Consider the following 14,130-nt stretch of genomic DNA (forward strand, 5'->3'; position numbering starts at 1 on the left):
ATCAGGCTGGTTGAAGAGCTGAACGGGCGCAGCCATTTTGGCCCCGATACTGACAGCGGAGGGCATAGGTTTGGCAAATCACATTCTGGTTCTGGGCGGGACGCGTTCGGGAAAGACGGCGCTGGCCGAGCGCCTTGCCCTGCGGGACAGCGCGTCTCCCGCCTATCTGGCCACTGCCGAGGCGCTGGACGATGAAATGATCGAGCGTGTTTCGGCCCACCAACGGGCCCGCGAGGGGCGATTTGCCACCATCGAGGAGCCGCTGGAGCTGCCGCAGGCACTGTTTGCGGCGGCGCAGGCCCATGATGTGATTCTGGTGGATTGCCTGACCTTGTGGATCACCAACCTTTTGAGCATGGAGCGCGACGTGGCCGAGGAGGTCGATCTGCTGGTCGAAGTGCTCGAAAATATCACCGACACCCAGGTGATCCTGGTTTCCAATGAGGTGGGGCTGGGGATCGTGCCCGACAACGCGCTGGCCCGCACGTTCCGGGATTTGACCGGGGCGGCGCATCAGGAATTGGCGGGGATTTGCGAGCACGTCTATTTCGTGGTTGCGGGGCTGCCCATGGTGGTCAAGGGCAAGACGCCCAAGCTTTAGAAGACGATCGAAAATAGCGCCCATACGGCAAGGATGCCGAGGGCTATGAGCATGGCCTTGTCGTAAAGGCTTATGGCGGTTGCAATATCCTCGGCGGTGAGGTTGCGCTTGCCCTTACCCATTTTCGGCAGATCGAGCAGTTCGCCCTTGTAAGCGCGCGGGCCGCCGAGGCCGAAACCCAGCGCTCCGGCGATGGCGGCTTCGGGCCAGCCGGCGTTGGGCGAGGCGTGACCGGGTGCGTCGCGGCGGGCAGTTTCCCAGGCGGCTGTGGGGTCGGCTCGTGGCATGGCACGGGCTGCCAGGGCGAACAGGGCGGCTGTCAAACGCGCGGGGATGAAATTGACCAGATCGTCGAGCTTGGCCGACGCCCAGCCGAAGGCGGCGTGGCGCTCGGAGCGGTGGCCGATCATGGAATCGGCGGTGTTGATGGCCTTGTAGATCGCGGCGCCGGGCAGGCCGAACAGGGCGAGATAGACCAGGGGGGCGATGACACCGTCGGAGGTGTTTTCGGCCAGGGTCTCGATGGCGGCGCGGGAGACCCCCGCCTCGTCGAGTTCGGCGGTGTCGCGGCCCACGATGTGGGCGACTTCGCGGCGGGCGCCCTCGATGCCCTGTTCGCGCAGGGCGCGGGCGACGGCGAGGACGGCGTCGCGTAGGCCTTTCTGGGCGATCAGTGTCGAGGCGAGGAGGATTTCTATGAGCCAGCCGAAGGGCAGGAAACGCAGGATCTGCTGGAGGCCGAGGGTGACGATGAGGACGGCGAGAACCACGATGGCGATGGCGATGGCGCCCGCTATCTTGCGGGAACCAAAGGATTTTTCGGGGTGGTTCTGGCGCTGGTCCAGAGCGTCGATCAGTTTGCCGATCCAGATGACCGGGTGGCCAATGCGATCTGTGAGCCAGGCGGGGTAGCCGACGAAGCGCTCGAGAAGGGCGGCGAGAAAGGCGATCACGATTGCGGCTCCCGGGCGAGGGCGAGGATGGCGTTCAGATCGAGATGGGTTTCGAGGTGGGTGGCGAGGTCGTCCAGGGTCTGATCGATCATGGCATCGAATTCGAGCAGCGGGTCGGTGGAAACGCCAAGGTCTGCAAGAAATTGGCGGCGGAATGCGTCGGCGGCAAAGAGGCCGTGCAGATAGGTGCCCATGATTTTCCCGTCCGCCGAGCGGGCGCCTTCGGGGGTGCCATCGACATGGGCGAAGGGGCGGGATGTGTCGGGGCCGGTGGTTGTGCCCATGTGCATGTGGTAGCCGGTCAGCGGCAGGTCTGAGAGGGCGTCGTTGGCGGTTTCGAGGCGGAGCTGCTTGCCCCCTTCGAGACGCGTCGTGACGGCGAGATGGCCAAGTCCCTGGGTTTGCCCGGCTTTTCCTTCGATGCCGTCGGGGTCGGCCACCATGGTTCCGAGCATCTGGTAGCCGCCGCAGATGCCCAGTACGTGGCCGCCGGCGCGGATATGGGCGGCGATGTCGATATCCCAGCCCTGCTGGCGGAGGAAGTCGAGATCGGCGCGCGTGGCTTTCGAGCCGGGGAGGATGATGAGTTTTGCCTCACGGGGAATGGGCTGGCCGGGCTGGACGATGATCAGGCGAACGCCAGGTTCGGCGCGCAGGGGATCGAGGTCGTCGAAATTGGCGATGCGGGCCAGACGCGGGACGGCGATTACGGTTTCGGCGGAATTTTGTTCAATTGTTTCCAAGGCCAGGACATCTTCGGCCGGAAGCCGTGACGCATCGGGAAAATGGGGGACAACGCCGAGGCAAGGGCGCGAGGTACGGGTTTGCACGAAGTGGCGGCCGGCATCGAACAGGGACGGGTCGCCGTGGAACTTGTTGACCAGCGTTGCCGCGATCAGATCGGCATCGGCGGGGTCGATAACGGCGAAGGTGCCGACAAGCGAGGCGATGACGCCGCCGCGGTGAATGTCGCCGACCAGGATCACCAGAATCTTGGCTTGCTGCGCGAAACCGAAATTGGCGATATCGCCATCGCGCAGGTTTATTTCCGATGCACTGCCGGCACCCTCGACGATGACGAGATCGTTCTGGGCGGCGAGAAGGTCAAACGCATCGAGGACGGCGGGCATGAATTGGGTGCGGGATGAAAAGTACTCGCGGGCCGACATGGAGGCGACACGACGCCCCCTGATAACCACTTGAGAACCTGTATCTTTTTCCGGCTTGAGCAGGACCGGGTTCATCAAGGTGGTGGGCTGCTTGCGGGCGGCTTTGGCCTGCAGGGCCTGGGCGCGGCCGATCTCGCCGCCATCGGATGTAACGGCGGCATTGTTGGACATGTTCTGGGGTTTGAAGGGCGCGACCGACAGACCGCGATTGGCGAAGGCGCGGCAAAGTCCGGCCACGATCAAGGACTTGCCGACATCGGACCCGGTGCCCATGACCATGATGGCGCGGGTCATTGCGGGCCTCTTTCGATGATGTGGGCGTAGGACCCCATGACGTTATCGAGCACGCAGCCCATGGGGTCGAGGGGGGTGTCGAGGGCGTCAAACGCCGCAAATAACGGCGGCAAAGGGGATGAAGTGGAGTGTTCGGTGAGGCCAGGGTACCGGCCATTGGACAAGACCTGCCGGGAATAGTGAAATTCGTGCGCACACAGTCTTTCCGGCCATGGCAATGGCGAAGAATGGGTGAGGCGGCGATAGCCGAGGACGCGCTTGGGGCGGTCGATGGCGGTGGAAACCGGCAAAAGGTTTGCCATGGGGTAGGTCGCCCCCGATTTGTCGGTGAGGGCCCGCCCAAGGACCATATAGCCACCGCATTCGCCATAGATCAGCGCGCCGCGGTCGCGCGCTTTGATAAGGCCGGTTTTGAAACCCGCTGCGTTGGCGAGGGTGGCGCCATGGAGTTCGGGATAACCGCCGGGAAGGAAGACGGCGTCGGCATCTGCATCTGGCGCCTGATCAGCCAGGGGCGAAAAAAAGCTCAGCGAGGCTCCGCCAGCATGCCAGCTTTCCAGCAAGTGGGGATAGACAAAGGCAAAGGCCGCGTCATGAGCGATGGCGATGCGCTGGCCGAGCGGCGCAAGGCTGGGGACCGGCGCGGCGGAGGCCACCGGGGCGGCGATGGCGCCGAGCAGGCGGAAATCGAGATGGGTGGTCATCACAGACCCGGCGCGGGCCAGATGGTCATCGATCCCCTCGATGTCGCCGGGAAGGACGAGGCCGAGATGGCGTTCGGGCAGCGCGAGATCGGCGCGGCGCGGGATGGCGCCAAGGCAAGGGATGCCGGTTTTTGCCAGCGCGGAGCGCAGCATGGTTTCGTGGCGGTCGGAGGCGACCTTGTTGAGGATGATCGCGGCGATGGAGACATCGTTCCGCCATGAGGCAAAGCCGTGGACGAGGGCTGCGACCGACTGGGCCTGGCGGTCACAATCGAGGACGAGGACAACAGGCAGGTTGAGCGTTGCGGCGAGGTCGGCCGTGGAGCCTTTGCCATCGATGGCGGAATCGAACAGGCCCATGACCCCTTCGATCAGCAGCGTATCATGGCGCTCGGCATGCCGGGCGGCGCGGGCCACAAGGGTGGCGGCGTCCATGGCCCAGGGGTCGAGATTGATTGCGGGGGAGCCGGCAGCTCTGGAGAGAAAGGCGGGATCGATATAGTCGGGGCCGGTCTTGGCCGGGGCGACGCGATAGCCCGAATTTGTGAGCGCCCGGGCGATGCCGAGCGTTATGGCGGTCTTGCCCGAACCCGAGCGCGGGGCGGCGATGATGAAGCCGCGAGGGACGGGATCAGCCAATGGCATTCTCCCGCTGGGCGGCGGCGTACCAGTCGAAAGTCTCGCGGTAGCGGGAGACGGGGCCGAGGACGATGATGGCCGGGGTGGGTACGTTGGCATCGGCCAGTTCCCCTGCCCGGCCCAGGGTAGATTCAAGAACGGTTTGATCGGGCAAGGCGGCATTGGAGACGATGGCGAGTCGATCGGCGGGATCACGACCGGCGGCGATCAGTTTTTTTGCGATCGAGGGGAGATGCTTGACGGCCATATACATCACAATGACCGGGGAGGCTGTGGCGATGGAGCCCCAATCCACGCCCTGCGGGATGCCGCCCTTTTCGTCGTGACCGGTGAGGAATACGACGGTGTGGTTGGTGTCGCGATGGGTGACGGGGATTCCCGCATAGGCCAGCCCGCCGATCCCCGCCGTAATGCCGGGCACGATGCGGAAAGCGATGTTTTCGCGGGCAAGGGTCTGGACCTCCTCGCCGCCGCGCCCGAACATCATGGGGTCGCCCCCCTTCAACCGCAGCACGCGCTTGCCGGCGCGGGCGTGTTCGACGAGTTTCAAGGTTATGTCAGCCTGTTTGGCCGAAGGCTTTCCGCCGCGCTTGCCCGCATAGATCTTTTCGGCTTTTGGATTGGCCATGTCGAGCAGGCCGGGGCCAACGAGGGCGTCATAGACGATGACATCGGCCTGCCCCAGAGCGTGATAGCCCAAAAGCGTGATAAGGCCGGGCGCGCCGGGGCCGGCGCCAACCAGCCAGACCGAGCCCGGCGCGAACACCGGAAACTGCGCGGCATCGAGACGAGCGAAATGGCCCTTGTTCATCGATTTGCGCTTGAGCCAGCCGAGCACGCGAATCCCCATTTCCTTTTTGAAGGTGTTGTATAAGTCTATGCCATGAATTCGGGCAATCGCGACACCACTGGCAAGCGCATATTGATCCTTGGGGGAACGACCGAGGCGCGCGAACTTGCGGGCATGCTGGTTAAAACCGGTTACGACGTCATCACCTCACTGGCGGGGCGGACCGATAATCCACGTTTTCCGGCGGGTATCGTGCGGATCGGCGGGTTTGGCGGCAAGGAGGGGCTGGCCGCCTATATCAAATCCAATGACATCCACATGCTGATTGACGCGACCCATCCCTTTGCGGCGCAAATATCGATCAATGGCGTTGCCGCCGCTTCGGACGCCGGTGTACCCCTGATCCGGCTCGAACGCCCCGCGTGGGAAGCGCCCAAGGGTGCAGTCTGGGTCGAGGTGGGGACCGCCCAGGACGCAGTGGACGCCCTGCCGCGCGGCGCGCGGGTGCTGCTGACGGTGGGCCGGCAGGAATTGGGACCGTTCCTGGCCCGCACCAGCTGCCATTACACAGCGCGCATGATCGAGGTGCCGGCCGGGCTGCCCGATGACTGGGACGTGATTGCGGCGCGCGGGCCGTTTACGCTTGCGAGCGAAATCGCCTTGATGGAAGACCGCGGCATCACCCATCTGGTGACCAAGAATTCGGGCGGCGCGCAGGTGGCAGCCAAACTGGCTGCGGCGGCAGAGCTTTCAATCCCCATCATCGTGATCCGGCGCCCCCTTCTGCCCAAGGCAGAAACCGTGGATTCGGTGGTTTGGGCGCACGAAAGCGTCAAGCGGATTTTCCGAACCGGTTGACGTCGACAGGCGTATCGGCCCGTCCCAGGGCACAGGTCACATTGCCCGCGATCCGCTTGGGCATGATGAGCGTTCCGGCCTTTATGGCCACCGCCTCGCAAACGCCCGAAAGTCCGATGGCCGCCTGGACACTGGCCGAAGGGGTTGCCAGCCGCTTTTTCTCGCGGTCGATTTCCCGGCGGGTGAACGTGCGCAGGGGCACGCCGAAATGGGTGGCGGCCTCGAGAAGCGCGGGTGTTCTGCCATGGGTGTGGATGGTGGCCAGCGCGGCAAGGGCCTTTGGGGCGATGCCGGCGGCTTCCAAAGTGGTCTCGACCAGCGTTATCACCTCGCAGGCCGCCGCCTTGCTGGTACAGCCCAGCCCCGCAACGATGGTTTTGGGGTGGACGAGCAGGCCGGGGCCTGGCGCGGGGCTCTCGGTGAGGCGGAGCAGTTGGCTGCCATCGCGCGAGACCGGATAGCCGGCCAGTTCGAGCCAGCCCGAAAGGCCTTCGACACGCAGCTTTTCCCCCTTGAGGAGCGCCGCCATCAGCGGGCGCACCGCCTCGGGATTGGCCACCACATAGCCGGGGGGCGGATCGTCGAGGGAGAAATCGTAGAGCGAATCGGAAGTGGCTGTGACAGCGGCAAAGCCGCGAAAGCCGTCCGCTATCCAGCGGGCCAAAGCATTGGCGCCGCGATGGCTGCCCAGCAGGGGCACGGCAACCTTGCCATCGGCGGAAACCGCAACCACGGGCGGTTCGGACATCTTGTCACCCAGCGTGCCGGCGAGGAGCCGGATCAACGCGCCGGTGGCGCACACCCCGACGATGGGAGCGCCCTGACGATAGGCATCGGCAGCCAGAGGCGCGGCGTCTATCCGGCCCGGACCGCACAAATGCACCGGCGCACCCAGAAGCTGGGCGACGTGACGGGCGATCTCATCGCCGCGAGGCGAGGTGGAAAATACGAGCGGGGTCTTCAACGCCAAAATTTAAGTTGAGTGAGGCAGTTCGGTTTTTCGCCTAGCACGGTTGGGGGAAGTGGGCAATGTGTTGGGGCGGGGACGCCGCGCATATGGCGGATCGACGAGAGGTTGGGGGTACTGGATCCCGGGTCTTCGCCCGGAATGACGGCGGTGGGGAGGAGGGGCTGGGGGCAGCCTCGGCCCGGCGGTCAGGTGATGCGAGCGACCGACTCGCGGGGGACCAGATGGACGGGCAACTCAATGATGGGGAGCTCGGCCTTTGTACGCCCTTCGATAATGTCGAGGACCAGATTCATGGCGTGGCGCCCCATTTCCTCTTTGGGCTGATGCACGGTCGAGAGGCCGGGCACATAGGTATCGGCGAGCACGATATCGTCGAACCCCATGACCGAGAGATCGTCCGGCACCGAAATGCCATAGCGGTGAAGCTGGGAGATAAAGCCCATGGCCGCCTCGTCATTGGCGCAGAAAATGGCGGTGGGGCGGTCCTTGAGCGAGAGGAAACTCTGGGCGGCGGCGCGCCCGCCAATGGCCGAAAAACCGCCTTCGAAAAACCAGGTATCGTTGACAGCGATCCCCGCTTCGCCCATGGCGCGGCGCAAGCCGTTGGCGCGGGCCCGGCGTACCGGGGTGCGGTGGGGGCCATAGGCGTGGCCGATGCGGGTATGTCCCATTTCGATCAGATGCCGGCCGGCGACATAGCCGGCGCGTTCGTTGTCGATCAGGATATGGGGCACGCGCATATAGCCGCGCTCCTCGCTCATGGCGACGATGGGCGGGGGGCCGGCATAGAGCTGCTGCAACAGTTCAAGGTCGTGGTCGGCGATTTCGTGGCCCGAGAGAATGATAACGCCATCCACCCTGGCATTGCGCAAATTGGACAGGATCAGATCCTGGGTGCCGCCGGGGCTGGGATTGGCAATGATCGTGGAATAGGAAGAGGCTTCAGCGCGGCGCTGGATGCCGCGGAAGATTTCCGAATAATAGATGTTGCCGATATCGGCGGCGACCACGAGGACGGTGTTGGCGCGCTGCTTTTTGAAATTGCGCGCGGTTTCCGATTGCACATAATGGAGGGCGTCAACGGCTTCCTGCACCTTGCGGCGGGTCTTTTCGGTGACGGTTTCAGGCGCGTTGATGGCCCGCGAGACTGTGGCCGTCGACACGCCGGCCTGGCGCGCCACGTCTCCGATGGATGGTCTTTTCACTTGCCCCTGCCCCAAACAGCTGCTTTTGAGGCCCCTGTTTACGCCAATTGTGGCCGGAGCGGAACCACGGGCGAAGTCAATGGAATCAAGGCGGCTTGCGAAAGCCATATTCGCCGGGCAATCATCGCTCCATGTTGCGCCGATTTGTGTTTGCCATAGCCATTTTCTCCAGCGTTTCCGGCAGTTTTCCGGCGGCGGACTGGACGCGTTACGTTAACCCGCGATTCGGCGCGGCCGTCGATATTCCGGCCGATTTTGCCGCCGAGGGCCCGGCCCAGGTGGCTGGAGAAGGCAAAAGGTTTCGCGCTTCGAACGGGCGGGCGGTGATTACCGCCTGGGGCGGGCCGGTGTTAGAGGCCGATTTTCTGGCCGAGATGCGGGGGCGGATCGGGGCTGAAGAGGCTGAAGGCTGGACGATCACCTACCGCTCGGAAACTCCGGACTGGGCGGCGTGGGGCGGAACGCGCGGCGGGCACGTCTTTTACGCCAAGACCATTCTTGTCTGTAACGGGCAGCAAACCGCCAATGTGCGGCTCGACTATCCGGCGATGGACGTGCCGGCGTTCGACGCCGTGGTCAACCGGCTGGGGCAGAGCCTGGCGCAGGACGGGGCGTGTTTTTAAGGAGCAGGCCAGAGCCGGAAGCGATCGTCGGGAGCCACCAGAGCATTGGCCGCTGCAATGCCATCGGGCCATGACATGGCTCGGCCGAAGACCGAATGGATGAGGCCGCTTAAAATCGGGGCTATCGCGGCGCCGTCCGGGTAGTCCTTCGGGGCGATATAGTGGGCAGCGCCGGCGGCGAGAAGGGCGGCGGCGAAAGCGTCGGTCCCGGTGCCGCAAGCCGTCGATATCACCGTTGAGGCGTCTACCCGTATTCCAGTGAGATCAGTAGCGCGGAGGCGGTTACCGGCAAGATCGAGCGTGTCGATCCCGCGCGCCATTTCAGGCATTATGAACCCTTCGTCGTCACCATGGCCGGTGATGATAGCAAGGTCGCTCGGGCCACCATTGAAATTGAACGCGGTCAGAACCGCGCTCGGCCCTCCGATGCGGCGAAGCTGAACGTCAATGCCTTGGACTTCAAGCAGCGCACGAATGAGCAGCGGCTCGTCGCCCGGCTCCAGCGCGATGATGACGGCACGGCTCAAAACTCAATCCCCGCCTGGGCCTTGATGCCCTGTTCGCGGAAGGGGTGTTTGATCTGGGTCATTTCGGTGACCAGATCGGCGATCTCGATCAATTCGTCCTTGGCGTTGCGGCCGGTGACGATGATGTGCTTGTCGGCCGGGCGGGTCTTTAGGGTTTCGAGGACTTCATCGAGCGGTAGATAGTCGTAGCGCAGGCAGATGTTGAGTTCGTCGAGCAAGACCATCTGGTAGTCGGGATCGGCGATCAGTTCCCTGGCCCGGTCCCAGGCCTGGCGGGCGGCGGCCAGATCGCGCTGGCGGTCCTGGGTTTCCCAGGTGAAGCCATCGCCCATGGCGTTGATCGAGACCTGATCGGGGAAGTGCTCCAGAATATCGCGCTCGCCGGTGTGCCATTTGCCTTTCACGAACTGGACGATGCCGATTTTGAAGCCGTGGGCAATGCCGCGGAACACCATGCCGAAAGCGGCTGTGGATTTGCCCTTGCCCTTGCCGGTGTGAACGATGAGCAGGCCCTTTTCGTTCGAATTGGCCTCGACCAGCTTGTCGCGGGCGGCCTTTTTCTTTTTCATCTTTTCAGCGTGATAGGCGTCGCGTTCGGCCTCGGTCATCCGGTCGGTCTTTTTGGTGCGTTCGGTCATGTCTCGTCCTCGAGATAGGCGTAGGCGGAATTGGAGCGGGGGGTCCAGAAGCCGCGGATGCGGGCTTCGGAAAACTTTTCGATCAGCTCATCATAGCCAAAGCGGTTGGCGGTGATGAGGAAATCGCGGGTGACGTCGTCCTCGATGAAGGCAGCGAAGGCCAGGTCGAAATGGTGGGATTTGATGGCGCCTGTGGTGGCGGCAAAGCCGAACATGAAATCGACCGTCGCGATGATCTCGAAGGCGCCACGATAGCCGTGGCGCTTCATGGCGTCGATCCATTTGGGATTGACCACGCGGGCGCGCATCACACGGGCGATTTCTTCCTCGAGCGTCCGGACTTTTGGGGTTTCGGGACGCGAGGTATCGAGATGATAGGCGGCGGGCTTGTGGCCCGAGAGGGTTTCGACGGCGGCGGAAAGGCCGCCTTCGAACTGATAATACTGATCAGAATCGAGCAGATCGTGCTCGGCATTGTCCTGGACATGGACGACGGCATCAGCCGATTTGAGGCGGGCAGCAAACAGCGTTTTTTCGGGCACGCCTTCGGTGTGGGCGCCATAGGCGTATTGGCCGGTGGCGAGGACGGCTTCGGCGAGGTCCGATTTTTCGGCCCATTTGCCAGTATCGACCAGCTTGCCGATGCCTGCACCATAGCCTCCCGGCGCAGCGCCGAAAATGCGGTGGCCGGCGCGCAAACCCGCTTCGTCCTGTGTGGCGCCTTGTTCCATCATGGCCAGAGCGTCGGTGCGCATGCGGGCGGCGATGGGGTTGTCCTCGATGGGTTCATCCAGGGCCCCGATGGCGCGGATGGCGCGATCGAACAGGGCGATCTGGGCGGGGAAGGCATCGCGGAACAGGCCCGAAATGCGCAAGGTGACATCGACACGGGGGCGGCCGAGCTTGGCGAGCGGGATGATCTCATAGCCCGAAACGGTGAGCGAGGCGCCCTGCCAGACGGGCCTGGCGCCGATCAGGGCCAGAGCCTGGGCGATGTCGTCTCCGCCGGTGCGCATGTTGGCGGTGCCCCAGACGCTCATGGCGAGCGAAGTGAGCCAGAGGCCATGATCCTGATAGTGGCGCTTCAAGAGATTTTCGGCGGCTTTGTGCCCCAGTGCCCATGCTGTCTGGGTAGGGATGGCGCGGTTATCGACCGAATAGAAATTGCGGCCGGTGGGCAGCGTATCGATGCGGCCACGGGTGGGGGCACCCGAGGGGCCGGGGGCGACGAACTTTCCGGCGAGGCCGTCGAGGAGCGATTTGATCTCGTTGGGACCGGAAGCGGCCAAGCGCGGACGGATGGCGGTTTCGATGGTATCGAGGACTTCCACCGTGGCGGTCCAGTCGGGATCGGGCGCGCGGCCGGTGACGAGATCGGCGGCGAGGGCTTCGAGGCGGTCGATGGTGTCTCCGTTGGAGCGCCACATCCCATTGGTGGCCAAGACATCCGGCTTAGGGCCGCTCCAGGGGGCGGAAAGGTCGAGGGAGAGGGGATCGATGCCGAGCTTGAGATCGTCGGCCAACGCGCGGATGAGCGAAGCATCGCCCCCCTGCCCTTCTCCACGCGGGACGCGGGCGAAGGCGACGAGCAGATCGCGCTCGAATGTGCCGGTGGGGGACTGGCCGAAGATGTGCAGGCCGTCGCGGATCTGGGCTTCCTTTAACTCGCACAGGAAATTGTCGATCTGGTTGAGCGCTTCGGTTTCATCGTCGGGCAGGCGCAGATCGAGATCGAGGCGGGCGTCGCGGGTGAAATCGAGGATCTTGCGTTTGAGGCTCTCCAGACGCCGCTGGTCCATGCCGAGGGCAGCATAATATTCATCGAGCAGGGCTTCGAGGTCCTTGAGCGGGCCGTAGGTTTCGGCGCGGGTCAGAGGGGGGACCAGATGGTCGATGATGGTGGCGCCGGTGCGGCGTTTGGCCTGGGTGCCTTCGCCCGGATCGTTGACGATGAAGGGGTAGAAATGGGGCACCTGCCCCCAGAGGACCGAGGGGTAGGATTCGCTGTCGAGGGCATTGGCCTTGCCGGGCAGCCATTCGAGATTGCCGTGCTTGCCATTGTGGATAAGAGCGTCGACGCCGAACGCATGGCGCAGCCAGAGATAGGAGGCGATATAGGCGTGAGGAGGCACGAGATTGGGATCGTGGAAACTGATCTCCTCGGGCACATCGTAGGCGCGGGCCGGCTGGAGCAGGATGGCGATGTTGCCGAAGATTTTTATGGGCAGATGAAAGGCGTCGCCGCGCACGAAGGGATCGGCTTCCGGCGTGCCCCAGCGGGCGGGGACATCCTCGCGGATGCAGGGGTGAAGGGTTTCGAGCCAGGCCTTGTAGGTTTCAATCGGAAGGGTGGCGTCCGAAGTGCCCTGCCGGGGGCGGGCGTTGGTAGGGCCGGATTGGAGGTGTTCGATGAAGGCGGTGCCCGACGGCGGAACAGGCCGAACATGATAGCCCGCTTCAGCGAGGGTTTTGAGAATTTCGACGCTCGACTGGGGGGCGTCATAGCCGACGCCGTTGGCGAGGCGGCCATCCTTTAGCGGGTAGTTGGCGAGGACGAGACCGATCTTGCGCTCGGGGGGCGATTTGGCGCGCAGGCGGGCGTAGTTTTGCGCGAGGTCGGTGGCGCGGGCGATGCCGTCGGGTTCGGGGGTGAAGGCGGTGAGCGGGCATTGGGTGCGCTCGTGCCAGACCGCTTCGGCCTTGTGGCCGACGATCAGCGCGCCGACGCGGCCATCGATTTCGGGCAGGACCACCTGCATGGCGAGGTCCTTGGAGGTCAAGCCGCGCGGGTCGGCTTCCCACATGATGGGTGGGCGCGAGCCCTGGACGAGCTGGATCACCGGCGCATCGGTGAGGGCGAACGGGTTTTTCTCGGGGGCGAGATCGTTGATGCCAAGGGCGAAGCCGATGAGGTTGAAGATGGCGGCAGGCTCGATGTCACCCAAAGCTTGGCGCACGAACGCAGCGCAGTCGGGAGATTTAAGCGAGGAGATGACGATGGGCACTGGCGCCAGACCGTGACGCTCCAGCCCGCTTATCAGCGCTTCGAGCGTCGCTGTGCCCGAACCCTCGAGGACGGCGCGGTAAAACAGAATGGGCACATGGGCCGGCTTTTCGCGCGTCGTTCCCATCGGTTCGGGACAAACATCCCGCGCCAGCTGGCCGACAATTCCTCGTTCCCGATCCCAGAAGCCGAAGGCGGGGAAGGGATCGGGGGCATGGGCGATGGGATTGCCCGCAGCGAGGGCGCGAAAGGCCGATAGGATCGCATCGGCGTTGTCAGGGCCGCCGGTCAAAAACAGTTTGTGAAGGGCGTGCCAATCGGGCTCGGGGATTGTGGAGCGGGACAACAGCACAGGATCGGGGACCGCGTCGCCGGGCAGGAAGGCCAGAGGAATCGATTTTTGCCGTGCCAGCATTTCGATTTCATCGCAGCCATAGGGCCAATAGGCCGAGCCGCCGATGAGGCGGATCACGATCAGTTTGGAATGAGCGAGGGTATCTTGGCACCAGAGGTCCACCGAGAAATTGTGGGTCAGCCGCATGAGATTGGCCAGCCGCAAGCCGTCCTCGCCAGCCCTATCGGCGGCGGCGGCGAGCATGGCCAGTTCGCTATCGGCGGACGAAGCGAAGGCGAAATCGCCCGGGGTCTGGGCGAGGTCGATGGCCTCGCCTTCCTGCTGGAGCGCACCGGCCTGGGCGGCAAGCAGATGCATCAGCGGTCGCTCCAGGGGCGGACCGTGAGGGCCAAGGCGACAATGCCAGCAAGGGCTGTGGACATGATAGTAAGCGCGTCCAACTGATTGCGGCCAGAAACGACGCTCAGAACGAGTAGCGGCAAGACTGCACCGGTCATCCCCCCGATCAGGATCACGCCGGTCCAGCGTTGTGAGGTGGTGTAGAGCATATCATCGGCCACCAGCCAAAGTGCGGCGGCGGCGATGGCCGCGAGTAACCCAAGCTGCCAGCTGTAAACGAGATGGCCGATGAATATGAACGGGAGAAGATTTAGGAATGACTCGTTTTCCCAGGACCGCCCGACGACCATGAAGGCAACGAACGTCACCAGTGCGCCAATGACAGGGCCGGCCAGAACGATCCACGCCGCAAGCGCCAGTCGGGAGCGTCGATAGGCAGTTTCCGTATCCGGCCCTGTCAT

13 protein-coding genes are annotated in these 14,130 nt (G+C 64.0%); 3 read left to right on the plus strand and 10 right to left on the minus strand.

Annotated features, from left to right (window positions below; all coding sequences use genetic code 11):
* Positions 1–70 precede the first annotated feature (70 nt).
* Positions 71–601 (plus strand): bifunctional adenosylcobinamide kinase/adenosylcobinamide-phosphate guanylyltransferase, encoded by a 531-nt coding sequence (cobU, locus tag OF122_RS17810; protein ID WP_264225520.1) that lies wholly within the window; start codon positions 71–73, stop codon positions 599–601.
* Here the strand turns inward: cobU and cbiB are convergent.
* Genes cbiB through cobA form a run of 4 tightly spaced genes read right to left on the minus strand, consistent with a single transcriptional unit; the run spans position 598 to position 5,171 of the window.
* Complete coding sequence (gene cbiB / locus OF122_RS17815) at positions 598–1,554, minus strand: adenosylcobinamide-phosphate synthase CbiB (RefSeq protein WP_264225521.1); 957 nt, start codon at positions 1,552–1,554, stop codon at positions 598–600. The two genes, cobU and cbiB, sit on opposite strands and share 4 nt — an antisense overlap.
* The gene (locus OF122_RS17820; protein WP_264225522.1) at positions 1,551–3,017 is read right to left on the minus strand and encodes a cobyric acid synthase; all 1,467 of its coding nucleotides are present in this window, start codon (positions 3,015–3,017) and stop codon (positions 1,551–1,553) included. The genes cbiB and OF122_RS17820 overlap by 4 nt, the downstream gene beginning before the upstream one ends.
* Complete coding sequence (locus OF122_RS17825) at positions 3,014–4,360, minus strand: cobyrinate a,c-diamide synthase (RefSeq protein ID WP_264225523.1); 1,347 nt, start codon at positions 4,358–4,360, stop codon at positions 3,014–3,016. The genes OF122_RS17820 and OF122_RS17825 overlap by 4 nt, the downstream gene beginning before the upstream one ends.
* The gene (gene cobA, locus OF122_RS17830) at positions 4,353–5,171 is read right to left on the minus strand and encodes a uroporphyrinogen-III C-methyltransferase (protein ID WP_264227699.1); all 819 of its coding nucleotides are present in this window, start codon (positions 5,169–5,171) and stop codon (positions 4,353–4,355) included. The genes OF122_RS17825 and cobA overlap by 8 nt, the downstream gene beginning before the upstream one ends.
* Before the next feature lie 72 nt (positions 5,172–5,243).
* Here cobA and OF122_RS17835 point away from each other — a divergent pair, with 72 nt between their 5' ends.
* Positions 5,244–6,008, plus strand: coding sequence for a cobalt-precorrin-6A reductase (locus OF122_RS17835; protein WP_264225524.1), 765 nt, complete (start codon positions 5,244–5,246; stop codon positions 6,006–6,008).
* On the opposite strand, the gene OF122_RS17840 is transcribed toward OF122_RS17835, so the two are convergent.
* Positions 5,983–6,972, minus strand: a complete 990-nt coding sequence (locus OF122_RS17840) for a cobalamin biosynthesis protein (RefSeq protein WP_264225525.1) — start codon at positions 6,970–6,972, stop codon at positions 5,983–5,985. The genes OF122_RS17835 and OF122_RS17840 overlap by 26 nt on opposite strands.
* A gap of 191 nt (positions 6,973–7,163) precedes the next feature.
* A complete protein-coding gene (locus OF122_RS17845; RefSeq protein ID WP_264225526.1) occupies positions 7,164–8,183 on the minus strand; it encodes a LacI family DNA-binding transcriptional regulator in 1,020 nt (339 codons plus the stop codon).
* 131 nt (positions 8,184–8,314) lie between these two features.
* On the opposite strand from OF122_RS17845, the gene OF122_RS17850 reads away from it, so the two are divergent.
* Entirely contained in the window at positions 8,315–8,806 is a 492-nt protein-coding gene (locus OF122_RS17850; protein WP_264225527.1) for a hypothetical protein, read from the plus strand.
* On the opposite strand, the gene OF122_RS17855 is transcribed toward OF122_RS17850, so the two are convergent.
* Genes OF122_RS17855 through OF122_RS17870 form a run of 4 tightly spaced genes read right to left on the minus strand, consistent with a single transcriptional unit; the run spans position 8,803 to position 14,130 of the window.
* The gene (locus tag OF122_RS17855) at positions 8,803–9,333 is read right to left on the minus strand and encodes a hypothetical protein (protein ID WP_264225528.1); all 531 of its coding nucleotides are present in this window, start codon (positions 9,331–9,333) and stop codon (positions 8,803–8,805) included. The genes OF122_RS17850 and OF122_RS17855 overlap by 4 nt on opposite strands.
* A complete protein-coding gene (cobO, locus tag OF122_RS17860; RefSeq protein WP_264225529.1) occupies positions 9,330–9,971 on the minus strand; it encodes a cob(I)yrinic acid a,c-diamide adenosyltransferase in 642 nt (213 codons plus the stop codon). Before cobO ends, OF122_RS17855 begins: the two co-directional genes overlap by 4 nt.
* The gene (gene cobN / locus OF122_RS17865; protein ID WP_264225530.1) at positions 9,968–13,687 is read right to left on the minus strand and encodes a cobaltochelatase subunit CobN; all 3,720 of its coding nucleotides are present in this window, start codon (positions 13,685–13,687) and stop codon (positions 9,968–9,970) included. The genes cobO and cobN overlap by 4 nt, the downstream gene beginning before the upstream one ends.
* Positions 13,687–14,130, minus strand: a complete 444-nt coding sequence (locus tag OF122_RS17870) for a hypothetical protein (RefSeq protein ID WP_264225531.1) — start codon at positions 14,128–14,130, stop codon at positions 13,687–13,689. The genes cobN and OF122_RS17870 overlap by 1 nt, the downstream gene beginning before the upstream one ends.

This window comes from Pelagibacterium flavum, assembly GCF_025854335.1.
Lineage (GTDB): Bacteria > Pseudomonadota > Alphaproteobacteria > Rhizobiales > Devosiaceae > Pelagibacterium > Pelagibacterium flavum.

Excerpts from the sequence above, each read along its gene's own strand:
- OF122_RS17850 (WP_264225527.1), top strand. The coding sequence starts at position 8,315 with ATGTTGCGCCGATTTGTGTTTGCCATAGCCATTTTCTCCAGCGTTTCC.
- OF122_RS17835 (WP_264225524.1), top strand. The coding sequence starts at position 5,244 with ATGAATTCGGGCAATCGCGACACCACTGGCAAGCGCATATTGATCCTT.
- cobN (WP_264225530.1), bottom strand. The coding sequence starts at position 13,687 with ATGCATCTGCTTGCCGCCCAGGCCGGTGCGCTCCAGCAGGAAGGCGAG.
- OF122_RS17820 (WP_264225522.1), bottom strand. The coding sequence starts at position 3,017 with ATGACCCGCGCCATCATGGTCATGGGCACCGGGTCCGATGTCGGCAAG.
- cobO (WP_264225529.1), bottom strand. The coding sequence starts at position 9,971 with ATGACCGAACGCACCAAAAAGACCGACCGGATGACCGAGGCCGAACGC.
- OF122_RS17870 (WP_264225531.1), bottom strand. The coding sequence starts at position 14,130 with ATGACAGGGCCGGATACGGAAACTGCCTATCGACGCTCCCGACTGGCG.
- cobA (WP_264227699.1), bottom strand. The coding sequence starts at position 5,171 with ATGAACAAGGGCCATTTCGCTCGTCTCGATGCCGCGCAGTTTCCGGTG.